16 protein-coding genes and 1 pseudogene are annotated in these 22,655 nt (G+C 60.8%); 3 read left to right on the plus strand and 14 right to left on the minus strand.

Annotation, left to right across the window (positions count from 1 at the left end):
• Positions 1-127: 127 nt before the first annotated feature.
• From tssM (ACIU1A_RS03380) to tagH, 4 genes are all read right to left on the minus strand, one after another.
• Complete coding sequence (gene tssM, locus ACIU1A_RS03380) at positions 128-3,508, minus strand: type VI secretion system membrane subunit TssM (protein ID WP_404927845.1); 3,381 nt, start codon at positions 3,506-3,508, stop codon at positions 128-130.
• Positions 3,406-3,681 carry a hypothetical protein gene (locus tag ACIU1A_RS03385; RefSeq protein ID WP_404928099.1) on the minus strand — a complete coding sequence of 92 codons (276 nt, stop codon included), beginning with the start codon at positions 3,679-3,681 and terminating at the stop codon, positions 3,406-3,408. The genes tssM (ACIU1A_RS03380) and ACIU1A_RS03385 overlap by 103 nt, the downstream gene beginning before the upstream one ends.
• Before the next feature lie 22 nt (positions 3,682-3,703).
• Positions 3,704-5,209 (minus strand): type VI secretion system protein TssL, long form, encoded by a 1,506-nt coding sequence (gene tssL, locus ACIU1A_RS03390; RefSeq protein WP_404926607.1) that lies wholly within the window; start codon positions 5,207-5,209, stop codon positions 3,704-3,706.
• A 334-nt stretch (positions 5,210-5,543) separates the two neighbouring features.
• On the minus strand, positions 5,544-6,593 hold the full coding sequence (gene tagH, locus ACIU1A_RS03395; protein ID WP_404926608.1) for a type VI secretion system-associated FHA domain protein TagH: 1,050 nt from the start codon (positions 6,591-6,593) through the stop codon (positions 5,544-5,546).
• Between the two features lie 259 nt (positions 6,594-6,852).
• Here tagH and ACIU1A_RS03400 point away from each other — a divergent pair, with 259 nt between their 5' ends.
• The 3 genes from ACIU1A_RS03400 to ACIU1A_RS03410 are packed head-to-tail and all read left to right on the plus strand — an operon-like array spanning position 6,853 to position 10,803.
• Positions 6,853-9,180, plus strand: a complete 2,328-nt coding sequence (locus ACIU1A_RS03400; RefSeq protein ID WP_404926609.1) for a type VI secretion system Vgr family protein — start codon at positions 6,853-6,855, stop codon at positions 9,178-9,180.
• 10 nt (positions 9,181-9,190) lie between these two features.
• A complete protein-coding gene (locus tag ACIU1A_RS03405; RefSeq protein ID WP_140581114.1) occupies positions 9,191-9,619 on the plus strand; it encodes a DUF6484 domain-containing protein in 429 nt (142 codons plus the stop codon).
• Entirely contained in the window at positions 9,619-10,803 is a 1,185-nt protein-coding gene (locus tag ACIU1A_RS03410; protein ID WP_404926610.1) for a HEAT repeat domain-containing protein, read from the plus strand. Before ACIU1A_RS03405 ends, ACIU1A_RS03410 begins: the two co-directional genes overlap by 1 nt.
• Before the next feature lie 52 nt (positions 10,804-10,855).
• Here ACIU1A_RS03410 and ACIU1A_RS03415 read toward each other — a convergent pair whose 3' ends face one another.
• From ACIU1A_RS03415 to tssJ, 10 genes and pseudogenes are all read right to left on the minus strand, one after another.
• Positions 10,856-11,425, minus strand: coding sequence for a hypothetical protein (locus ACIU1A_RS03415; RefSeq protein ID WP_404926611.1), 570 nt, complete (start codon positions 11,423-11,425; stop codon positions 10,856-10,858).
• Positions 11,422-12,357: a type VI immunity family protein gene (locus ACIU1A_RS03420; RefSeq protein WP_404926612.1), complete on the minus strand. Its 936-nt coding sequence runs from the start codon at positions 12,355-12,357 to the stop codon at positions 11,422-11,424. Before ACIU1A_RS03420 ends, ACIU1A_RS03415 begins: the two co-directional genes overlap by 4 nt.
• Positions 12,354-13,273 (minus strand): annotated as a pseudogene (locus tag ACIU1A_RS03425) (DUF4150 domain-containing protein). The gene ACIU1A_RS03420 and the pseudogene ACIU1A_RS03425 overlap by 4 nt, the downstream one beginning before the upstream one ends.
• Entirely contained in the window at positions 13,273-14,328 is a 1,056-nt protein-coding gene (locus tag ACIU1A_RS03430; protein WP_404926613.1) for a beta-ketoacyl synthase N-terminal-like domain-containing protein, read from the minus strand. Before ACIU1A_RS03430 ends, ACIU1A_RS03425 begins: the two are co-directional and overlap by 1 nt.
• Entirely contained in the window at positions 14,328-15,380 is a 1,053-nt protein-coding gene (locus tag ACIU1A_RS03435) for a DUF2169 domain-containing protein (protein WP_404926614.1), read from the minus strand. Before ACIU1A_RS03435 ends, ACIU1A_RS03430 begins: the two co-directional genes overlap by 1 nt.
• Before the next feature lie 59 nt (positions 15,381-15,439).
• A complete protein-coding gene (gene tagF, locus ACIU1A_RS03440; protein ID WP_404926615.1) occupies positions 15,440-15,982 on the minus strand; it encodes a type VI secretion system-associated protein TagF in 543 nt (180 codons plus the stop codon).
• Complete coding sequence (gene tssM, locus ACIU1A_RS03445; RefSeq protein WP_404926616.1) at positions 15,964-19,500, minus strand: type VI secretion system membrane subunit TssM; 3,537 nt, start codon at positions 19,498-19,500, stop codon at positions 15,964-15,966. The genes tagF and tssM (ACIU1A_RS03445) overlap by 19 nt, the downstream gene beginning before the upstream one ends.
• Position 19,501: 1 nt before the next feature.
• The gene (gene icmH, locus ACIU1A_RS03450; protein WP_140623892.1) at positions 19,502-20,824 is read right to left on the minus strand and encodes a type IVB secretion system protein IcmH/DotU; all 1,323 of its coding nucleotides are present in this window, start codon (positions 20,822-20,824) and stop codon (positions 19,502-19,504) included.
• 4 nt (positions 20,825-20,828) lie between these two features.
• Entirely contained in the window at positions 20,829-22,163 is a 1,335-nt protein-coding gene (gene tssK / locus ACIU1A_RS03455) for a type VI secretion system baseplate subunit TssK (protein WP_404926617.1), read from the minus strand.
• Between the two features lie 38 nt (positions 22,164-22,201).
• The gene (gene tssJ / locus ACIU1A_RS03460) at positions 22,202-22,654 is read right to left on the minus strand and encodes a type VI secretion system lipoprotein TssJ (protein WP_140498291.1); all 453 of its coding nucleotides are present in this window, start codon (positions 22,652-22,654) and stop codon (positions 22,202-22,204) included.
• Position 22,655 lies beyond the last annotated feature (1 nt).

A 22,655-nucleotide genomic window follows, 5' to 3' on the forward strand; every position in this document is an offset into this window, starting at 1 on the left:
CGCGGCGCACCTTCGGGCGCGTTCGTGCCACTTTGCCACAGGCTCAAACATTAGAGTATCGAAAACTAAAATATGTGTGTGCCTGGTTTTGCGCTTCTGCGGCTTACTGCCCAGGATCATCTCAATCTCAGAACGCCTTGGGACAGGTGAACCCGGAAAGGGCAGGGAGCAGGAAGAGGTTGGTGCCGGACCCTGTCTGGATCGTGTAGGTGACGTCGCGCCCGCCGATCACGAAGCGGGCCTGCATGCTGCCCTCGTTGCCCGTGATAGCCGCCTTGCTCAGAAGCCGCGTCAAGGCCCACGGCCCTTCGAACGTGATGGCGGACTGGCGCCCCGGCATTTCTGGCGTCAGGCTGAGGCTCGCGGATGGGGTAGCCGTACCGGTCGGCCAAGTCACCGTGCTCGGCCCATTTCCGGTCTGGTTGCTCTGAACGGTCTGGCCATCGATATCAAGTACGGCCATGTCGGCATCGCCATGCAGCGAGAAGGGTGTAAAGGTGACGCTGACGGAGGGTACTGAAGCGCCCGATGGAAAAAAGGCAATGCGGATTTCCGCAGCCAACTGGAAGTCCTTCAAGGTCGATTTCGACAAGTTGCGTCCAAAGCGCGTATCCTGTTTCCAACGCCAGTCCTGGCCGGTCATGTCGATCAGCGAGGCCAGATTTTGTGCAAAGAACCGGTCCATCAGTCCGCCTGGGGCGAACAGCTTCGCGAAATCGGCCATGGCGACATCCTCGGTGCTGCTCCCGTCGAAGGGGTAACGGCCGTTGATCGCTGCCTCGCAGGGGGCTGTGACCGTCTGGTCGAGTATCTGGTTCAAGTTTGTCACCGAGGTTTCGGCGACGTTACCTTGGAACTCATCTGCCGTCGTGTTGACCATCCGGCCGAGTTGCTTGGGCAGACGCGAGACATTGGCGCGAAGGGTGGCAATCTGTAGCTGCAGATTACCGTTGAGCCGCTCCACCTGCGAAGGAACTTCGGTGGCCAATCGCAGGCTTTGATAGATGTCGCTGAAGTTCTGGGTTAGTGCGTCGATCGGGCGATGTCCGGCGGGCCCGTTCACCAGGACCTGGAATGATTTGAATCGCGCTTCAATGTTCGCGCCCGGATTCAACTTCTGTACGTCAGCGGGCTGTGCGCCGGCGCGGATTTGCGATTTGCCGTTGGCTATGTGTATGCCGATACGGGCTAAGCCCTTGGCTAATTCTGCGGCGCTGCGTTGCTGGTTTTGAGCCGCGGATTCTGTCTCGGCGCCAGGACCGTCACCTGGGTCCCGTGTCAGCCCCGTTTCGTTGGCGATCGCCGAAAACAGCCGCTTTATCGGCGAACTGGGGGAGGCAGCGGCTGAAAGCGCGGTATAGTGCGGCTTGTCCGCCAGCATCGCCTTGAATTTCAACTGGTCGAGAACGCTGTTCCACGCCGCGGCGAACGCCTTGCCGTAGCGATCGAGAAGTTCCGGGCCGAGCCTGAGCAATTGCTGATCGATGTCGCCTTGCTCTCCGCCACCACCGAGAACCCACTGCTCGTCGACGAGCATCTGCGCAATGCGCGAGAGTTGGGCAAGGTAGAACCTGTTGAAGCCGGCGTTAGTGTAGAGACCGGGAACACGAAGGTCCGCCAGATCGCTGCCATCGATACGTTCGAACAGCAGTTGCGCTTCGGGACCACCTTGCTTGGAAATGGAAAAGTCCTCCAGCGCCGCCGCGTAGATCGCCGACTTGATCAAAGCGGTCGCTCGATCGGCAAGGCTCATGCGTTCGAGAGAGCGTTGTGCGGCTTCAACAAGTGGCTGGTTCAGTTCGAAAACGGGGTCATAGGCGTCGTCCAAGGCGAGCATGGCGCGCAGGTGCTTTTCGAGGTGCGCTCGTCCCTCGCGGTTGTTTTCGCCCGGGTATCGGTTCTGTTCCCAATCTTGCTTCATCCAGGAAACGATCAGCGCGTCATCGACCTTCGGCGCTTTGCCACCAAGCATGAGGTAGATTTTCAACGGCTCGTAGAGTGCGGCGGGATCGCCCATCTTGGCTTGGATCGTTCGCTCGGCCTGGATCAGCAGGCGCGAGCGCAACATGCGTTCCAGGCCTTTCCGATAAGCGGTCCGGGACGCGGAAAGAAGTCTTTCCCGCTGACTGAGGCCGAACGTCTCCCCGATCGGTGTCGCTAGCTCAGCGGCTTCGAACCCGGCCGGCAGGTCGCGCAACTGGTCGAGCGGGCCGATGACGTTTTCAAGGTCCACATCGGTAACCGTGGCCGCCTTGAGCAGCGGTTCCGCCGTCGCGCGATACTGGCCCATGGCAACCGTTGCGGACGCGATCAGCGAGCGGTTGGCCGCGAAGCTCAGAGCGAGCGTACCGAGTGCGGCAGCAGCGATCAGCGCTATCGTACCGAGGCCGCCAAATCTGGCCACCGCCGCCCGCCTCGCAGCTGATTTGTCATACGAAACCCATCCCGATTCGGCAAAAATGACGTCCGTCAGCAGATCATGCAAAAAGAAGCTTTTGCCGGTTCCGGAAAGATGCGGGCGGGAATTGCCCCCGAAATTGCGGCCGATTGCGCCCAGCACCTGATCGATGGGCGTTCCCTCTTGCGTGCCTGACGAAAAATAGAGTCCACGCAGGCTGGCGTTCACCTGGCTGCGGGACGGGTCGAATAGACCGGCGACAAAACTGGTTATGCGCCCCCTCAGCGCGCCGAACTGAGCCGGAAAGCCGAAGATGGAGATGCGCGTGACCGGATCAGCCTCTTCCTGGAGGCGGTCGGCCATCTCGTCCGCGAGTCGTTCCGCCAGCCCATCGAGTTCGGCAGGAGCCGCGGCGGCCATGTTCCTATCGCGCTCCGCCGTCTGGAATGTCGTGCCCCATACCTTGCGTCTGAGCGCCTCGTCGAAACCGCCGAAATAATCCGTGAACCCTGAAACCAGATCGGCCTTGGTGAAAAGCACATAGACGGGAAACTGGATCTTCAGCGTCTCGTGAATTTCTCTCAGGCGGCTGCGTATCTCGACGATGTGGGCATCAAGCTGCTGATCATCGAAGCTCATCACATCGGCAAGGCTGATGGCCAGGATGACGCCGTTTATCGGTTGTCTGGTGCGGTACCTCTTGAGCAGTGACAGGAATGCGAGCCAGCTCTTCTTGTCAATCTCGGGATTGGAGTCCTGCGTCGTATAACGACCTGCGGTGTCGATCAGCACGGCCTGATCGGTAAACCACCAGTCGCAGGCACGTGTTCCGCCAACACCGGCCACCGGTTGGGCGTCCCCCGAACCGGCAAGCGGAAAATTCAGGCCTGAATTGACCAGAGCCGTTGTCTTGCCGGCACCCGGCGGGCCGATGACAACGTACCAGGGGATCTCATAGAGAAAGTTGCGCTTGCCGCTCGACCGTTTGAGCGCCGCCACGGCCTCATTCATCCGCGCTTCGAGCACCCGAGAATCGTCATCGCAGTCGTCATTGTGCGCAACGACGGCTTCGAGCGCTTTTTGCGCCTTCCTCGCTTTCCAGAAACGCAGCGCGTAAAAAGCGCCAGCAGCGCGAGGATCACACCAATGATCGTCGCGCGCAGCCACCCAGGTCCGAGCGGCCGGATGTCGGCGAAGCGGATCAATGGCCCGCCAAACCACACTGCCGCGGCGAAGCCGGCCAGCGCGATCACGCTGAATATCCGCAACAGCCAACGCGTCATGGGTGGTTCCAGCGGGCCGTGCTCACAGTGTTTCCTCCCTGGGGATCATCACATCGACACGGCGGTTCTTGGCGCGGCCATCCGGTGTCGCATTGTCGGCGATTGGCTCGTCCTCGCCCTTGCCCTCGACCGTCAGTCGCGAGGGATCGCTGAATTTCACTGCCATCAACACTTCGACTGCCTTCGCCCGGGCGACGGAAAGGTCGAAGTTGGATTTGAACGCGCTCGACTTTCGTGGTTTCACATTGTCCGTGTGGCCGACGATCCGGATTGGTCCAGGCTCGTGTTCCAGAGCCGCGGCGATGTCGGTGGCAATGGGCTGGAATTCCGGCCTCGCCTCGGCCCTGCCGGACTGGAACAGCAGGAGATTGTTGATCTCCACGACGATGAAGTCGCCCTTGGTGCCGATGGTCAGCCCGCCGCCTTCGAGATCCTTGGCCAATGCCGCACGAATACGATCAATCTGCGCGGTGGCCGCTGGTGGGGTGACTTTCGCCGGCTCAGCCAACGGCGCCACGCCGGCGCGTTCTATGACGACTGGTGTTAATGGGTCGAGCGCCAGCAATTCACCCGCGACCGCCTCACCTTCATTGGTGATGAAGACCCGCAACGCGAAGAACGTCGCTGTCAGCAACGCGGTCGCCGCTGCCGCGACGACCCAAAGCGGCAGGCGGGCGGAGGACTGCGCCATCGTCGCCGCTAGGCCCTGCCAATGCGGCGAGATGTCTCCACCGGAACGCGGCCTGAAATAGCGAAGCGTCTCGTAGACGTCGCGACGAACGCGTTCGAGATTGTTGTCTTGTCGCGTCACGCCTCGATACTGGCCTTCGAAACCCAGCGACAGGCAGGCATGCATCAGTTCGAGCAGATCGTAGTGTTTTTCGGGACTGGCCAGGATCTTGTTCAGCGCTTCGTAGAAGCCGGTGCCGGTGGGCTCGAGATGAAAGAATTGCCGCAGCATCCCGTGTGGCGCCCAGGCGTCAGTCCTGGGCCACGGCAGGTTACCGATGAGATCGTCGGCGGTTTCGCAGAGGGCGAATTTCGCAATCCGGGCATCCTCTTCGGCAACGCCTGACTTCTCAACTATCCCGTCGAATTTCTCAATCGCCTCCGTGACATGTTGCGCCAATGGCGCCGCCTGTCTTTCAACGGGCAAGAGCCTGAACTGTCCGAGCAGCATCAGCAAAGGTGCCGCCGCGGCGAGAATGGGGTTTGCCGCGGCGTATTTGATGCCGCTCCCGGCGTTGAATAGGCTTTCCTGCTCGATGCCTGTCCTCGGCGCAGTCCCAGCAGAGCCTGTCGGCGCACCAACATCGCCGGGGCCACCTTGATAAATCACGGTTCCGGATGCCCAGCTTGGCGACCACCCGCCGCCTGGATCGAACACCGTCGAATCCTTGATTGGAGAGGACTGGCCTCTGTCCGCGACGGGCAGCTCGGGAATTAGCGTCGATTTTTGCTTGCTCCGCGGATTTGCGCGAATGACCGTCTTGCCCGCCGGGCCGAAGGGGTCGTCCTTCGAACTCATCGCAGATCGTCCGTGCAGGCGGGGCGCCGGCGATGGGGTGAGATGGGCGCAGAACGGTTTCCGGCCAGGTAAAGGAAAGACAGCCGCTGCCGGCCGTGGCAGTGGCTAGAAAATGCTATCCCGCCGTGGCATGACATTTGCCGCAGACCCCCAGCTCAATGAGTCTTACCCGCTTGGCGAACTGTCTCATGCGATCGTAATCTCAGAAATCGTCGATTGGAACTGGACGCCGGGGTGTCAGCGAGACTTTTCTTCGCCGACTGCCGTGCCATGCATTTTTGGCCATGTGCTTTTTGGCCATACGTTTCCCGGGGCCGTGCCTTCCTGGGACCTCCTATTTCTGCTTGCCGGCCTTGGCGTAGGCCTCGCTGAAATAGGCCAGGAATATATCAAGCATGCCGTTTTCATGTGCCTCCTCCATGGTCCGCCATGTCGCGACATAGACGTCCCAGGCTTGGCTCTTCTTCTTCGTAAACGAGGTAGGCGGGAGTTTCCTGCCGATCGCCTCGGGCGACAGGTCGTCAAGCAGCCGGGAGAGCGCGGTTTGCATCGCGGCATAAGTGGCAAACTCGTGAGTCTTGAGATCGCGGAACGCATCTTCGATGCTGCGCCTGGCATCAAGATAGCCGGTCCTGCGCCGGGCGAACATGATTTCCAGGATGTCGTCGATTCCTGGAACGAACTTCATCGGATTGTTGTCGGCGGCGCTGATCATCGTTCGCTGTGTGCTTTTGGCCAACATTTTCGCGGCCGCGCGTGCTTTCAGCAGCAGGGTCAGCTCCTCGACCACGTCCCGCAAGACCGCGCCGATTTCGGCGGCAACTTCATGGGGGTCGCGCGATTGAAGCAATTCCGGCGAAATGCCGGCTGCGATCGCGATCTCCCGCAGCACCTCGTCCCTGGTTGAGGGAAGGGCAGGCGACGAGAATGTCGGCGCGGAACTGTGCTGTGCGGACCGTTGCTGCGCGGGCTCGAAGAAAGGCCCATCTCCGAATTCCAGCGGCCGGCCTGTCGCGACCGGCGTTTCCCGCTGTGTCGAATCGCGGCTGGGGTGGTCTGCCGTGGCGCGCTCTTCTTCGACCGATACCAAGACGACATAGCGGCCGATCAGCATCCGGTCGCCATCGACCAGCCGATGCGGGCCGCTCATGCGCTGGCTCGATCCATTGATGAAGGTCCCGTTGCGCGAGATGTCGTACAGCCAGAACGCGCCCGCCTCGTATCGAACCTCGCAGTGCCGACCCGAGATGAACTTGTCGGGGTCGGGCAAGGTCCAGTCACAAGCATCGCGCCCGATTTCGAAGCCGCTATCACGCGCCACGTAGCTGGTCGAGGTGCCAGCGAGCAGGGCGTCGACATTGTTGATCCGCAGACTGATGTACATCCAAGATCGCCGTCGATCGTTGATCGATACTCCACCATTCTAGCAGCTTGCAGCTAAAACAGGACAGCGGCGTTTCAAGCCGACGAATCGAGGGTAAGATTCTGTCGCCGCATGTCCTCTTTGGTCAGCGGGAAAACATGTGGTAGGCTTAACATGGCCTGGCGGCGGATTTGGAAAGTTCCTGAACGTGATGCCGATAACATAGCGGGAACTTCAAATCCATCACTTTGGCGGCCGCGTCCAGGAGGGGGCTCGACCCATGCCGAATGAACGTGCCACCGTTGTCCGCACACCGGTTGGCTCCGAGTTGTTGACCTTCACGCATCTTGTCGGACGCGATGAGATCAGCCGTTGCTTTGCCTACACGGTCGGGTTCGTGAGCACAGACTCCGATATCGACCCGTTGAAGATGCTGGGCGGGCCTGTCTCGATCGAAGGTGAATCCGATCCAAAGCGCTGGCTCAGTGGAATCGTATCGGAGTTTCGGCTCACCCGCATGGAGGACCGGCTGGCCTACTACGAGGCCGTCATCAGGCCGTGGCTCTGGTTTCTCGGCAACACCACAGATTGCTATATTTTCCAGAACAAGAGCGTCGTCGACATCGTCAAGGATGTCTTCAAGAAATACGGTATCTCCGAATTCGATCTACGCCTGCAAGGGTCCTATCCGGCGCGTGAATATTGCGTGCAATACGACGAGACCGATCTGGACTTTGTGCAGCGGCTGCTGGAGCACGAAGGCATCTTCTATTTCTTCGAGCACGATGACGGCAAGCATACGCTTGTCCTGGCTGACGCGATGAGCAAGCTGAAGCCTGCGCCGGGCTACGAGAAAGTGCTCTATAACTTTGAAGGTCAGGGCTCCCGGCGCGACGTCGAATACATCACCGAATGGATACCGGGCAGCTCGGTGCGCCCAGGCGCCTATGCCCACACCGATTATGATTTCAAGAAGCCGGGCGCCGACCTCATGGCCAAGTCGGCCCAGCCGTTCAGTCACAAACTGTCCGCGGGTGAGAACTACCGCCAGCCGGGCGCGCATCTCGAAGTAAGCCGGGGCGACAGCCTGGCTTCGATCCGGCGCGAGGAGATCCAGGCCTTGCACCAGCGCATCGCCGCGGCCGGCACCGTGCGCGGCTTGTATTCCGGCTGCACGTTCAAGCTGGACGGTTTTCCGCGCGAAGACCAGAACCAGGAATATCTGGTGGTCAGCGCCGAATACAGGCTGTTTGACCCCGGCTATAGAGCCCAGGCCGACGTCGAAAGCGAGAGTTTCAAAGTGGTCCTCGGTGTGGCGCCGACAGCCTTGCCCTATCGCCCGCCGCGGACCACGCCACGACCGATCATGCGCGGCCCGCAGACGGCGACGGTGGTCGGTCCATCCGGCGAGGAGATATTCACCGACAAATATGCGCGGGTGAAGGTCCAGTTTCATTGGGACCGCGTCGGCAAGAAGGACCAGAACAGTTCCTGTTTCGTACGGGTGTCGCAGAGTTGGGCCGGCAGTGGCTGGGGGTTCATCCAGATACCGCGCATCGGCCAGGAGGTCATCGTCGACTTCATCGAAGGCGACCCGGACCTGCCGATCATCACCGGCCGGGTCTACAATGCCTCGCAGATGCCGCCCTACGGCCTGCCTGGCAACGCCACACAATCGGGCTGGAAGTCGGATTCTTCCAAAGGCGGTGGCGGCTACAACGAACTGATGTTCGAGGATAAGGCCGGCTCCGAACTGGTCAATTTCCAGGCGCAGAAGGATCACAACCTTCTGATCAAGCATGACCGCACAAAGCTGGTCCAGCACGATCAGTCCGACCGCATTGACCACGACGCCAAACACTCCGTCGGCCACAACCTCGACGAGGACGTCGGCAACAACAAGACGGTCAAGATCGGCGTCGACCAGACCACCAACATCGGCTCGAACGACACCGAGACAGTGGGCGCCAACCGCTCGCTGACAGTCATGGCCAACGAAACCATCCATGTCGTGTCGAACTCGACGGAAAACATCGACGCCAATCATTCTCAGACAGTGGGGATTGTACAGACGGTGAGCGTTGGCGCGGCGCGTGTCGATTCGGTCGGAGCATCCGAGACGCGAAGCGTCGGCGGCCCGCAGACAAATACGATTGGCGCGACACGGTCTGTGACAGTTGGGGCAGCGCAGGACCACAGCATAGGAGCGAGCGACAGCTGGCAGATCGCTTCCGACCAGAGCGTGTCCATAGGCGGCGGCCATACCGAGAGTATCGCGAAGGATCAAGGCTCGACGGTCGGCGGCGGACGCACCGCTTCGGTGGGCAAGGACGATTCCACATCCGTGGCCGGCGCGCATTCGCTTTCCGTCGGCAAAGACAGTGCCATTTCGGTCACCGGCAATGGCACGATCAAAATCGGCAAGAAGCTGGTGATAGACGCAGGCGACGAGATCCTGATCCAGACTGGATCGGCAAAGATCATGATGAAGAAAGACGGCACGATCGGCATTGAGGGCAAGGACATTTCGGTCAAGGCGTCGGGCAAGATCAGCATCAAAGCATCGAGCGATATCACCATGAAGGGCTCGAAGATCAGCGAGAATTGAGGGTGCAGCGATGAGCGACGTTCGCGAACGCATTGACGGTGTGGTGATCGGCATCTTTCTCGGTTTCGATGATGCCGCGTCGCCGCTGGTGGTATTCCCCGGCAACCCCGAAGAGACGGCTTTGCCTGCGCGCAGCCTGACCGAACTGACATCCGATATGGTCGGCTCAGAGGTGGCTTTGCTCTTTCAGGAGGGCGATCCCATCAAACCGCTGATCGTCGGCCGCATCGTCGAGCCGGCGCGCAAGACCGCCGCACCGCAGGTCGTGCGCGACGGCGAGCGCATTCGCATCATCGGCGAGGAGCGCATCGAATTGCGTTGCGGCAAGGCGACGATCCTCATGGAAAAAGATGGTCGCATCACCATTCGCGGCACCTACGTCACCAGCCAGGCGAGCGCCGCCAACCGCATTCGCGGCGGATCGATCGATCTCAACTGATGTTGGCGGCAACCGGAAAGCCGAAATTGGAAGGCGCGCCGGAGCGGCGAATAGTACCGGATGTCGTCAGACAGCACGCCGAGCAGGCCGCGTTCTTCTGGGCGCAGCGCGACACGCTTATGGAGGATGATCCGCCGGATCTTCATGTGGTCGCCGGCGTCGACCGGCGCTTGGAAGCCAACCTGGATGGTCTGCGTATCGCTGGACCGGCCGCTTGGCCGTTTGTAGTGGCGGCGTATGAGGACTTCCCAGAAAAGGGCGAATTGTTCCTCTATGGATGGATGGCGATCGAGCAGAACGACGGCCGCCGCGTGGCCGACGCGGTGGAGTTCGGCCGTCAAAGCCAGGACGGCGCTCGCGGATTGGTCGGCGCTCTGGCATGGCACAAGCCTGTAACCATCGCACCGCTGGTACGGGATTGGATCGGGGCGCCGGATGCGTTCAAGCGATTTCTCGGCGTATCGGCCTGCCTTGGGCACTGCGTCGACCCCAAGCAGATGCTGGCGCGGCTCGTGCGCGATCCGGATGCGCGCGTGCGCGCCGCCAGCCTGCGCCTCGCAGGAAAACTAAAACGCGCCGACATTGTCAACGAATTGAGGGCCGCCTTGAACGATGCCGAAGAGCGCCCGCGATTCTGGGCCGCCTGGGCGCTGACTGAACTCGGCTCAGGGGATCTGGCCAGCCCTGAATTGCGCAAGGTGGCGGTCGGCGGCGGCCCTGACGCGATGACAGCGCTACGCGCAGCAGCCAAGGCCGCGCCTGAAAAGGACGTTCGCGCCTGGATGGGCACATTGCTCAAATCGCCTGAGACCGCGCCATTGGCGGTGCGCGGCGCGGGCATGTTGGGCGACCGGGAAATCCTGCACTGGCTGATCCATCAGATGCGCATGCCGGCGCTGGCGGTCGCGGCGGGCGGCGCGCTGCTGGAGCTGTTTCCGGAGGCTAGGGAGGCGGACCTGTTCACGCTCGACCCGGCCGAACTAGGCCAGCCCTTCGAGGATCATTTTGGAGATTTTAGCGCCAGAACACCAGTGGCGGAGAAGGTTAAGAAGTGGGGGGAAAGAAATGGATATCCTGCCGCGCAATGTCAGGACACGATCACGCGCTCTACTGGCGCTAATGAACGATGGAGCGTCGAGAATGCGCTGAATAGCTCGGAAAGGTGGGATAGGTCGAACTTGTAGCGCTCGAAGCGCATAACTATTTCCAATGCGTTGAAGAGCGGAAAGTGATCAGCTACCGCGAAAGCTTTTCCCGGGGGTGCTCGAGATCGTAGAATGCGCCGAGTTCGGCAAGCGTCGCGAAGTTCTCCCAAGCTTCGACAAATGGCGCTCGTTGCTCTTCGGTCGTTACGTCCTGAAATTCGAGCAGCACCGTTAATTTCGGGCCTTCCGTCTCGTTTAGTACTTCGAATGGGAAGCTGGCTACCAACGGCTTTGGCCCCTCCGCCAATTTCAAGTCCAGATCGGCTCCCCCTGCAACAAGCGTGATCTCCTTGACGCTATTGTTCTCAAGGCTGGCACCGTGAACGATGTTGATAATTTTGGCGAGAAGGGAGGGGTCGACTACCGGACAATGCAGATACCATCGGAACGCGTTTCCATTGCGCGTCTGATCCAATATAGAAAATGCAGCGCTTCTAGGATCCGGCGAAAGTGCTGCGAGGCTTTCGATCGAGCGAATTCCCCGGTCAATCGACTCGATAACGAGCTTTGCGTCGACCTTGTCGTTCAACAGGACGTTCAGTTCGATCTGGCCGGGTGCTCGACTAAGTTGGTGCTTCACCATGAACGGTCGCGTGATCATGGCGCGTTGTTCCAATCCGCAACCTCAAGACCGTCGAAGCGCGCAAGCCAGTCTTGCGCATCGAAAATTGGGTCACCAAAGTTTGCGACACGACTGCGAAGTAATTTTAGTGCTCTCGCTGTCTCTGGCATGGACCCTATATCCGTTGCCCGGCGATTGACGTCACCGAGGGCAGGCGCCTTGGAGTTCTGAATCATCAGACCTCCATCCGAAAAGTCGTTAACCACCGCATGCTGGACGTCGGCGATGATGCTGGAGCGTTTGAGCCTCTCAACGATAGGTCTTCCAATAAAGTCTATCCAATGCGCTCCAAAAGTCTTTCCTCTCATTTTATTCCTCATCGGTAAATAAGAAGGGTCTAGGCCTAGATACCTAGAAATCAATGCATTAATTTTGCTATTTGCCATATGAGACGTAGATTCTGTTCTACGCAGGCAATACGATGCATAACCGTAAGAAATGGGTGAAAAGGTAGAAGCCATTTGCCGAAACTCTTCAGCCAACGTGTGAGCGCCGATGCTTGTGACTGCATCAAATGGAAGAGTTAGAATGAGCATGCTCGCCTCCTCCGGTCCGGCGTCCTCGGAGTTGGGATCGATGCCGAAAAAGCTAACGGAATACGCCCCGACCCATTCGTCGATCGCTGAGTCATAGAGGATTTCCTCGATCGTCTGGCGGGGCTGCGCGTTCCTCAGGGTCTTGAGGTCGCGAGCATATCGATTGGGGGTTAATGGGCGATCATTTCCATCAGCGTCGTACCGTATTGCCAGCTTGTCGGAACCTATAAGCTTGACATATCGCTCAATGGTATCGGCGGCTGCCAACATGACAGCGGCGAGTGAATCGCCGCTGAAGAGTGATAGACAAATGGTCGGTAGCGCTATGACCGTGCCGTGCTCATTTCGAACTGTGAGATTGCTTTCGGGGGTCATTGATAGCACTCGACGTTGCAGATCTTGATAGGCGGATACTTGTCGGGATCGCTTCCAAATTCCCGAGTTATCCGTTCCTGCTTTCTAAGCTGACCTTTTCCCCAACGCGTCGCCTTTGCGCCTTTCTTTTTCGTCCCTTTGCATTTGAACTTGAAATCGAAACACTGTTGCGGGTCGCCGTTTTCATCCATTCCTACCGCGTCGGGCCAGCCAGATCCGCTGCGCTGCCATTGTCGACTTCCCTTTCTCGAAAAGCCAACCATGTCAGTCGCTGGATTCTCGGAAAATGGATCGTCCTTTTTCCAGCCCGATTCGGCGCCGATGACAGGCTTTTTCCCTTGTCCGTTATGATCCATGATCTTCTTATCAACGCAGTCATGTTTCGCATCCCCTAGCCGCAGGCAGTAGGTCGTCTTGGGAGATTTTGGGACATCGCTGATCGTCTTTTCGTCCACATCGCATTCGCACACCATCTTCTTCAGGGCGTCAAACGTGGAATTTGTGCCCGGTGCCGGGTTGGCGTTTCCCATAAGGTCGACGGTGTTTTTGTTATTGTGGAATTTCTTGTCGGTATCACGGCAAGCGTTCTTGCCGTCCATCTTAACGTCGAAGGAGTAGGTGATCCAATCCGTAGCTTGCTTGAAGGTGTTCGACTTTACGCCGCCAACGGTTCCCGGCTCGTCGCCGGTGGACATCTTGTACTGTGAGCCCTTGTTGGCGATCATCGTGCCCCCTTGGCAAAGACCGTTGTGGTCCCGTCTCCCAGCGTGCTGCTCATCGCGAAGTTCGGGTACGGCATCGGGACAGGGCCGCCGGGAGTGGGCGTTTTGCAGATGTCGGGGATCGTGGCCTTCGAGAAGCCGGTCGAACTCTTGTGTGTGAGGCCGAGGCCATTCACGGTGATGTGCGTAGGCATCAGCGTGTGCTCCTTGGGCCACCGAGAAGCGCGGCTGCGCGCGTGCCATTTTCCGAGCTCGCCCAAATCAAGGAAAGCGGGCCCTTGCGGTAGCCGCGGACTTCTGCTTCGGCGACCAAGCTGACGAAGAGCGGACCCGATGCTGCGCCGACATCCCCCCAACAATCCGCTGGGGTCTCGAAATCGGCGGCGTTCTTGAATCGACCGGGATTGCGCAGCACCGCGAAGCCGTACTCGTTGCCGCGGTAGCGTTCGCCATTCATGTCGCAGATAATGCGGTCCACTGGGTCGATCGGGGCGTCGTCGAACAACAGCTGAAATGCCGTGCTTAAGCCTTCTCCGAGGCAAACGGTCTGCGTTTTTATGCGGTTCTCTTCGCTGGCAATGGCGGTGCAGACCAATTTCAGCAAAGGTTCAATTCCTAACTCTCGTGCCGTCTGCTGCCTTGTCATGAGACAGAACCCGGCGCCTTCGCCCGGACAGAACCCATAGGTATTCTCATCGGAATGAAGTTGTTCGTGTTCGTCCAGCCACTCCAAGGTTTCCGGTTCGAGATAGGTATCCACGCCGCCTGCCAGGCAAAATTTGGCTTTGTCCTCCCTAAGCATCCTGCAGGCGTGGTGAATGGCGAGCATCCCGCCCGCATGACCTCCGGCATTGGACCCGCCTCCCGCGAGCGCGACGTCTTGCGACAGCCGGCCGTGGAGTTGTGCATATGTCCTGGCAGCGAAATCCTTGTTCTGCCCCGGCCGTGACTCGCCAGTCGACACGATAAGGGCGACGGGAACTGATTGGCCCGCCCGGCGCAAAGGCGCCAAAGCATCGAATGCTGGCGTGATGGCGATCGCGGCCGCGCGATCCGGACCGGTCAACGCTGCGTCGACGCCGACATCCCGCGTCACCTTCATCCGTTCGCCGAAACGATCGATCATATACGGATGGTCTTGGATGCCTGATATTCCGGCGCGCACGGCCGCAGCGCTGGCCGCAGCGGAAAATCCGAGCGGTGTGCGGGCACCGACCCCGACAATGACTATGGCGCTGCCGCTGGCCATCAATCAGATCCTGTCCAAACGCCGGTGCGGCTGACCGCAAGAGAAACACCCGTGCGCCGCCGAATGCGGATGGTGCTGGTACTGAGTTTCTCCTCCTCATAAGGCACCGGAAGCGCGGAGAGCCAGGTGACGATAAACGTCCGATCGTCCGGCCTGAGGCGTAGCGTGTGGATTGAAGCCTCTCCGTGTTCGATATCCGGTTTGTTTTTGAAATGTGTTGTGATGTCGAAGGTTATGCGCGGTACAAGAAACTGCATGAATCCGTCGGCGGTCAATCCGCCCAGCCGGACGTCTTCATAGCCGACCAGTGGCGTCTTGGTTTGCTGATCCTCGGGTGCACATTGATAGTAGAGGCGATTGAAATCGCGAGGCAGCAGTGGGTCGCGCGTCTTCTTCCACTCCTCGCCGTAGGTGCCCGCGTATTTGGTACGCGGCTGCCAATGTTGCGCGACTGGGCCGAAACCGGCGGGCCGGCCACTTCGGTGGTCGCGATAGGGAGCGTCTTGATACTCGAAATTGGGCGCCGTCTTGCCGACCAGCCTTTGAGGGTCCACGGCAAAGCCGGCGCCGATCGGGTTGCGCGGATCCCAGTCCGGTTTCGACGCTTCAACATCTGTGCCGCCATAGGTGCGACGCCAACTGATAGGCATTTTGACAAATGGTTCCGGGCGGCTTATGCGGACTGAAACCGGGCCAGGCACGAACACCCGGTCGCCGGTCACTTTGACGATCTTGTCCAGGTCGCCGACCTTCAGACGGGCCGAGCACTCGATATTCGGTTGGCCGTTAGGCGTGTAAACATGTCCCTCAACCAGCACGTCGGTGTGCTTCTTCTCGATGTTGAAATCGTCATCATCAATCAATTCGTTCGAATCGGCGGCGAACAATGGCGCCATGTTGACAGGAATCTGTGCTTTCAAGGGGGTCTGTTTCCCGGCGGGGTCGATCTGGAAGGAAGCCTTTATCGCCAGCAACCACACTTCGTGGCCGCGCTCGTCGCGCGTCCACAGGCCTTCCGCAGCGAATGGTGTTTGGTTCGACAGCGGCAACATTCAGCCCGGCCTCCTCCAACGCCAGCGAACTGATCCCCACGGAAATGTTTCTGCCTTCATCAGCTGGTCTCCCAACTAGCAGCGAAAACCTGTTCCAACGTCACTTGCGGCGATTGCGGATCAATGTCGAAAATATCCGAGCGGGTTGTCCACATCACCAGATCACGGATGACCTCGTCGCCTGCCTCGACAGTCGGCACCGGCAGTGCGGTCAGCGCGCCATCCAACTCATCGGGCGTCAGCTCGCCATGCTGCGCAGCGATGGCAGCTTCTTCGATACCGGCAAACCACGCTTCGGCCTCAGTCAGCCGAACCGGAGCTTCAGCAAGCCGCGCCACGATGGTCAGAGGGAATTGTCTGCCAACTCTGTCGGCACTCTGCAAGATAATGCCTGCCGATGCACCGAACGAAGCCGGGCCAGCCAGGAAGCGCAGCGCGGTTGTGCTTGGCCAAAATTCCGACCCCATCAGCGGAACGATATGCTGCGCCAGCCAGCGGTCCCAGACGTGCACAAAGTCCCCCGGCAGGCGCCGCGTGACGAAATCGCCGGTGGCGGGCATTTTGCCGAAAAAGCCGGGCGCGTTCATATCTGCGGTGGACATGTGAATTTCTTGAACATTTCGAGGTTGTAGGGGTTTTCGACGCTGGCGGCCTTGAGCTCGAAATCGGCGTACATGCCTTTCGTGCCTAGGCGCAGAGTGTAGACGTCAGTCAGCGCCGTGCCGGCGAAGCGGCCGCTGCGCAGCATCCTCAGCCATGCCCAACTGCCGGTCTCGTTGAGCATGATTTCGGGCGATCCGTCGATCGGCTGGAAGGCGAGCGAAATGACCCCGGTGCCGTCCTTGCCGGGCCAGGTCATCGGTTGCGGCCGCGTTGCGTTGTTGTAGTAGACGAGGCTCTGGCCATCGAGATTGAGCGTGACGCGCGTGAGGTTGGGAGACAGATCCTTCGGTTCGAGCGTGAAGCTCATCACCGGTCCGGCACCCCCGGGGAAAAGATCGTCGCGGATGTGCCTGGCCTGCTCGAACGCCGCCAGCGCCGAAGGGTCGAGGCCGAAATCGGCGCGCCACTTCCAAGGCTCGCCGGTCGTGTCGACATAATTGATCAGGTGGTCGTTGATGAAACCGTCGATCAGCCCGGCGGGCCCGAACAGGCGGGCGAAATCGCGCACGTTGACGTCGACCGCACTGGCTTCGCTGAAGGGATAGCGATTGTTCAGCGCCGCCTGGCAGAAAGGCAGTATGTCGGCCCGCCAGATGGCGTTGAGTTCCGAAGTGACCGCCTTCTGAGTCAAATTGCTGGTGTCGCCGGCTATCCCGCCCAACCAGCTGTTGATGGGATCGGGCAGGATCTGGGCCTGCCTTGCCACCGCGCCCGTCAGTTCGGCAAGGCCTCCCTGTTTCTTGATGGCATCCTGTGGATTGGGGTTCGCGGTGACCGTTTGCAGGACGTTCGAAAGCGCGGTCAGTGCGACAACGGCAGCATCCAGCGCCGGTGGCTGGCCGTCGACCTCTGCGATGGTGCTCTTCAGCGGTTTGAAATGTTCGGCCACCAGATTGCCGGTCAGGTCCACCTCACTGGCGGATCCGGCGCGGGGAAGTAGTTTCGCACCCGATGTCGCCAGCTTGCCAAGCTTACCCAGCTTGCCGAGCAGTTTCGAAGCGCCCTTGGCTGCTGCCTTGTCGTCGGCAGGCGCTTCGTCGGAACGGGTCAGTTCTGTCTCCTGGACGACCGCCGTAAGCAGCCGCTTCAGCGCTGAATCAGCACTCGAGAGATCTTTCAGATTTTCGCCGGCGACATTGAGATCGGTCAATGATGCAAGCCTCATGTCGCGCAGGAAGCTGTCCCATTGTGCGATGTAGTCGTCGTAGTAGAGCTTCAGAATATCCTCGGACAGCGCCGAGACGGATGTCTCGGAATTTTCCGAGCAACCGCCGGCGAAAACCGCACGATCGAGCGCCGCCTGGGCGGCGACATCGTCGATGCGGTCGAGAATGACGTCGTGAAAGCCGGAATAGGTGAAAGCGCCCGAAATGCCGACGCGTAATGTCTTGCCCGAACGCCGTGCAAACACTTTGCCGCCGTTTGGGCCGGCGAAATTGGCCGGTATCCACTCCTTCAGCCCGGCCACTGCCGGATCGGCCAACAACTGCTTGTAGCCACGCGCCGGCAACGAAATCGTGCAGACCGTTTTCAGAGCTTCGGCAACCAGGGCCTGGTCCGGCGCGACATAGCTTTCGTCGACCGTCATCCGGCGGATCGCGGCAAGCTGATGCTCTTCGGCGTCGGCTGTCGGAAATGGCGCCGCGGCCGCGAATTCGGGCAGACTGTTCACCCACCAGTTCTGGGCGTAGTCGGGATCCATCTGCGACAGGCCCGTCATCATGCGATAGGTCTTGAGCGCCCCGAGCATGAAGTCGGGATCGCGGATCTGGCGCCACATCGTCGCCTCGAGCAGGGCCACCATCCGGGGCTCGAGCACGTTGCGGAGGGCGTGGTCATAAGTGTCGGCCTGTGCCCTGACCAGTTCCGCCGAGGCCGATGGGCCAAGCAGATCGTGGGCAGCGCCCGGCGGTGCTGTCCGGGCATTTGCGACCGCGTCCATCGCCTCGAGCGCGCCGTCCATGACAGGCTGCTCCACCGATGCCGGGGTTGCGGCAGCGGAGGTCAGTGGTGTTTGCAGCGCTTCAAACTGGCCTGCCTGCGCCGAGATCGCATGGCGGTTGTCAAAATAGGACCAGGTGAACAGGCCGCCTGCCAGCAACGCCGCCGCAGAGCATGCGGCAGCGGCGCCGCGCCAGATCCAGGCGCGGCGGCGTTGCGCCAGCGGGTCGAATGTACCGAGGCCTGCTTCCTTGAAGATGACTTCAGTGAGAAGGTTCTTCAGGAAGAAGCTGCGTTTCTCGACCCGAGATGCGGGCAGGGCGCGCCGCGGCGGAAGACCGAAGGAGGAAGACAGCGCGGCGGTCAGCCGGTCGATAGGCGCTCCTTCCTGCGTCGCCGATGTCAGGTAGAGGCCGCGCAGCCAGGCAGCCTCCTCATACCGGCTTTCGCCGAACATGGCTTCGACCAGCACCTGTATCGGTTCGGACAAGCTTGCCAGTTGGGCGGGAAACCTGAAGATTTCGGCACGGGCGGCGAGTTTGTCCTCGTCCTCCAGGCGCGTCACCAAGCGCCGCTCGAGTTCGGTCGCCAGCGTCGCGATTTCTCGTTCGATGGTCTTGCCATCGACGCGCGCATCCAGCGCGAAGGTCGTCCCCCACACCTGTTCGCGCGAGGCGGTCGACAGGCCGCCGAAGAACGGCTCGAAGCCCTTGATCAGGTCGGCCTTGGTCAGCATCAGATAGACCGGCAGGCGGATTTCAAGCCGGTCGTTGAGCTCGGCCAACCGGCGGCGGATCTTGCGCCCGTGCGCCTTGATGGCCTCGTCGCCCTCCGAAAGGACGTCGATCGAAAGCGCGACGACTACGCCGTTCAGCGCACGGCGGCCGCGATGTTTCTTCAAGAGGTCGAGGAAACCGAGCCATTCGGCCGCGTCGACATCCGGCTGGCTCTCCTGCTGGACATAGCGGCCGGCGGTGTCGATTAGAACCGCGTTTTCGGAAAAGAACCAGTCGCAGTTGCGCGTGCCACCGACCCCCTGCAAGTCGTCTGTGAGGTCGATCGGAAAATTCAGTCCGGACTGCCGCAAGGCGGTGGTCTTGCCGGTGGCCGGCGGCCCGACGATCACATACCAAGGCATCTCGCGCAGGAACTTGCGCCCGCCCAGCTTGCGGCGCCTCAGTTCGGTCATCACCTCGGCGAACTTGGCGCCCACGGCGGCGACGTTCTCTTCGCCTGGGCTGAGCGGCTTTTCCACCGCTGGCGCGGCAATCTCGGCGACGAACATGCGGTTGGCGCGGATCGCCCGGCGCTGGGCAACGATCAGCCAGACCAGCCAGAAGATGACCAGCAGCGCGATGATGACGATGCGCACATTTTCGGAGGCGAAGGGGTCGTAGGGACCAACCCTGACGATCGGACCGAAGATCCAGATAACCAGGGATAGCAGCGTCAGGCCGATCAGCGTCCACAGCCAGCGCGATGTCAGGACCGCCCAGAGGAAGCGCAGGATGAACATCTCACAGCCTCTTTTCGACGAGCACCTCGACGCGGCGATTCAAGGCTCGCCCCTCGCGCGTGCTGTCGCTGGCCACAGGATCGGTGGCAGCCCGGCCCTCCGAATGGACGCGATCCTGCGGCACTCCGTTTTGAACCAGCATGTCGGCAATCGTCCGGGCGCGAGCCTCGGATAGTCGCTGGTTGGTCGACAGCGGGTTGGTCTTTTGCAAAGGAACGCTGTCAGTATGGCCGACCACCGTGATGTTTCCGATCAGCTCCTGATTGGCGAGGATCACCTTGGCGATCGAACCGATCAAGGGTTCGAAACCATCGGTCAATTGTGGCCGCGATGACTGGAATAGTTCGGGGTTGGAGGCCTGGATGATCAGCTTGGCCAGTGAAACGCTCTCCGTGCCGCTGAGAGCAGATTTGAGCTCGGCCGGCGCCCCCGCCTGGAATTCCGGCAACAGCGCAAAATCCACTTTTTCCGGTGGCGGGGCGTCGACTTTGGGCGACGCGCGGGTGATGTCGCCGCGGGCAGGCGGTGGCAGGGCACGAACAAGTGCGGAAAGCTCGACCGCCTGGCTGCTCAGTCCCATCGACAGCCCGATATGGATCGCCGCGGCTGCAACCGCAGCACCGAGCGCCATGACCCAGATCGGCACGATGAAGCGCTGCGGCTGGTCGGAGGCGATGACACCTTTCCAGTTTGGCGCTAAAGGCGCGCCTTCGGCGTCGGCATTGCGCAGGAAGCGGGCCGCCGCCACGCGAACCGCATTGAGCGAGCGGTCGCCTGAGCGGCCGGGCACGCGATATTTGCCACGGAAGCCGAGCGCCAGGCAATGGTACTGCAGTTCGAGCAATTCTCGGTCCCGGTTAGGATGTCGTTCCAGTTCGTCGAGTCGCGTGAAGAATTGCGTGCCGGCATCGACATCGCCGCGCAGCATGACGACGAGCGGCTGCCGCGGCCAGGCACTGGCCCCGCCCCAAGGCGTGTTCAGGGCCAGATCGTCGAGTAACGCAGCCACCACCCAGGCTGCCTGGTCGGCCCGCTCCATCGAGGACCCCGTCGACATAGCCGTGTCGCGTGCCCGAACCAGTTCTTCGAGCAAACGGGTGCGCAAGACTTCCGGATTGTCTGGCGGCATTGCGCTTTCGAGCTCGGGGGCGAACTCGAGCAAGGGCGCAAAGGCGTTGACAAGCGCGTTCGGGTGGGTGCGAGAGCGTTTTACCAGTGCGCCCGGCGAAAGTGGCGCCATGGGCCTTGGCATCGGCGCGCCGCTCAATCGTATGCGAGTGCGTTCGCGATCCTCCGACAGTCCGAAAGGATCATCGCGGCTCATGATCTCACCTGTTCACCGAATAGCAGTCCACCTGCGGCTCGCTTGGCAACACGCCCGAAACACCGATGACGAAGCCTGGTGCGTCGAGCAGCGAGGCCCAGTGTTCGCTTTTCTGATCCAATTCGAGGCACAGCCGATCGCCGTCGTAGGGGATTTCGCGTGGCTGGGAATGAAGCGGTTTTAGCGGAATGCCGGGCAAGCGCGATTTCCACAGGCCCTCGAACTGGTCGGCCGAGCCGACGGTCGCCTGATTGACGAAGATCTTGCGCAAGGCATCCTCCGACAGCTCCGAGCCGACCCGGATGACGATGCGGCTGGCCACCAGCAGCTTTGGGTTGTCGATGCGAATTTTCCAGACATTGGTCGAGTGCCGCATGACAGGCAGCGCACGCGATTTCGGCTCGATGTAGCGAAGGCTGAGAATGAGCGAGCGCAGCGCATCCGCCAGCGCCGAATAGGCAGGGCCGGGCGCCATGTGATCGTAAGCGGGCAACTCGCCCAGCCGCCGCGCGCTCGATCCGTAAGTTGCCATCGAACCGGCGAGCCCGGCGAGTTCCAGGTAAAGCTCGGCCGGATGGAAGACATCCTGCGCCAGCATGTGAGCCAGTCGCGGCCGCGCCGCATTGGCGAGATTGAGCATCAACAGGTCTTCGACGCTGCGCCCAGGCCCGCCCATGACCATCTTGCCATGCGCCTCGGCGATCTGGTCGAGGCCGGTGACAACTTCCAGAAGCAATTGCCGATACCAGGCCACCGCGCCGGTAACCAGTGCCGGTGGCAGGAAGGTCTCGTCCAGAGAGACGCCGCCATCGGCTCGAACTCCGTTGAGGTCGGCTATCGGCAAAGCGGTGTAGCCACCAACCGACTTGCCAGGTGCAAGCAGCAGCGCCTGCGGACGGGCGATTTCGATTTCTTCAGGATCCGAACCGCCCTGGACAGCGTCGCGCACCGAAACAATCCGCCCATGATATCGCGCTCCAGAGGCGGCGGCGTGTGCCGGATCGAAGCCGACACCACCGGGAGGCTCCAGCGGCAAGGCGACCAGCACCGGCCCTGCGCCCGTCTCGGGGGTGACCGGTAGCGGTCGCGGCGCGTCCATCAAATCCGGAATGGAAAAGGGTGTCCCATCCGGGAAGATGCCCCGGGCCGACAGGATCGCGACCTGGCCGGCTTCCAGCAATGCCTGGTCCAGCGTCAGCTGTCGAAAGCCGAACGTATGCAGTTGTCCGGCCTGCAACGCGCCGCGCACCGTCGCCTCGAAGAAACGATCCTGCTGCTGGAAATGCTGGGTTCGCAGGAAAAGTCCTTCGGACCATAGCACCCTGTTTGCATCGCTCATGCCGCTACTCTCTGCATTGAGCTCCCTTACCTTGGCCGCTAGGCGGAGATGCCGCCGCTGCCCAACGTGACATTGATGGTGAACTTTGATCCCGGCGACACCGACTTGGTTGTCCGCCAGTTCCTGCCGCCAGGTTCGCGGATCAGTGCAACGAAGCCCAGAGCCGTCGCGTCCGGCTCGACCGTGATGGTCTTGGATGCGGATTTTCCGGGCCCGACGGCGATCTGGTCGGAACCGATAAGATCTCCTGCGAGTGCGCTGCCGGCATCCCCCTGCAGCGCAAAATAGTCGGCGGAATTGAATTTGCCGGTGCTTTTTAACCGCATCACGAGAACCGTCACCGGCCGGTCGCCGCCACCTGGCCCCGGATTCATGCCGGCCCCGCCGGTCACGTTGACGGTGATCACCGACGGCTTTGGCGGACCGCTCTGGCACGCTGCAACCAGCCCGGTCGCGCCCAGGGCAATCATCAATTCACGTCGGTCGATCATG

The sequence above is a fragment of the Mesorhizobium maamorense genome (assembly GCF_044998965.1).
Lineage (GTDB): Bacteria > Pseudomonadota > Alphaproteobacteria > Rhizobiales > Rhizobiaceae > Mesorhizobium.

Coding starts and splice junctions, on each gene's coding strand:
- tagF (WP_404926615.1), bottom strand. CDS start 15,982: ATGTCCACCGCAGATATGAACGCGCCCGGCTTTTTCGGCAAAATGCCC.
- tssL (WP_404926607.1), bottom strand. CDS start 5,209: ATGAGTTCGAAGGACGACCCCTTCGGCCCGGCGGGCAAGACGGTCATT.
- tssK (WP_404926617.1), bottom strand. CDS start 22,163: ATGAGCGATGCAAACAGGGTGCTATGGTCCGAAGGACTTTTCCTGCGA.
- ACIU1A_RS03410 (WP_404926610.1), top strand. CDS start 9,619: ATGTTGGCGGCAACCGGAAAGCCGAAATTGGAAGGCGCGCCGGAGCGG.
- icmH (WP_140623892.1), bottom strand. CDS start 20,824: ATGAGCCGCGATGATCCTTTCGGACTGTCGGAGGATCGCGAACGCACT.
- tssM (WP_404926616.1), bottom strand. CDS start 19,500: ATGTTCATCCTGCGCTTCCTCTGGGCGGTCCTGACATCGCGCTGGCTG.
- ACIU1A_RS03400 (WP_404926609.1), top strand. CDS start 6,853: ATGCCGAATGAACGTGCCACCGTTGTCCGCACACCGGTTGGCTCCGAG.
- tagH (WP_404926608.1), bottom strand. CDS start 6,593: ATGTACATCAGTCTGCGGATCAACAATGTCGACGCCCTGCTCGCTGGC.
- ACIU1A_RS03420 (WP_404926612.1), bottom strand. CDS start 12,357: ATGACCCCCGAAAGCAATCTCACAGTTCGAAATGAGCACGGCACGGTC.
- ACIU1A_RS03405 (WP_140581114.1), top strand. CDS start 9,191: ATGAGCGACGTTCGCGAACGCATTGACGGTGTGGTGATCGGCATCTTT.
- tssJ (WP_140498291.1), bottom strand. CDS start 22,654: ATGATCGACCGACGTGAATTGATGATTGCCCTGGGCGCGACCGGGCTG.
- ACIU1A_RS03430 (WP_404926613.1), bottom strand. CDS start 14,328: ATGGCCAGCGGCAGCGCCATAGTCATTGTCGGGGTCGGTGCCCGCACA.
- ACIU1A_RS03435 (WP_404926614.1), bottom strand. CDS start 15,380: ATGTTGCCGCTGTCGAACCAAACACCATTCGCTGCGGAAGGCCTGTGG.
- ACIU1A_RS03385 (WP_404928099.1), bottom strand. CDS start 3,681: ATGACGCGTTGGCTGTTGCGGATATTCAGCGTGATCGCGCTGGCCGGC.
- ACIU1A_RS03415 (WP_404926611.1), bottom strand. CDS start 11,425: ATGATCACGCGACCGTTCATGGTGAAGCACCAACTTAGTCGAGCACCC.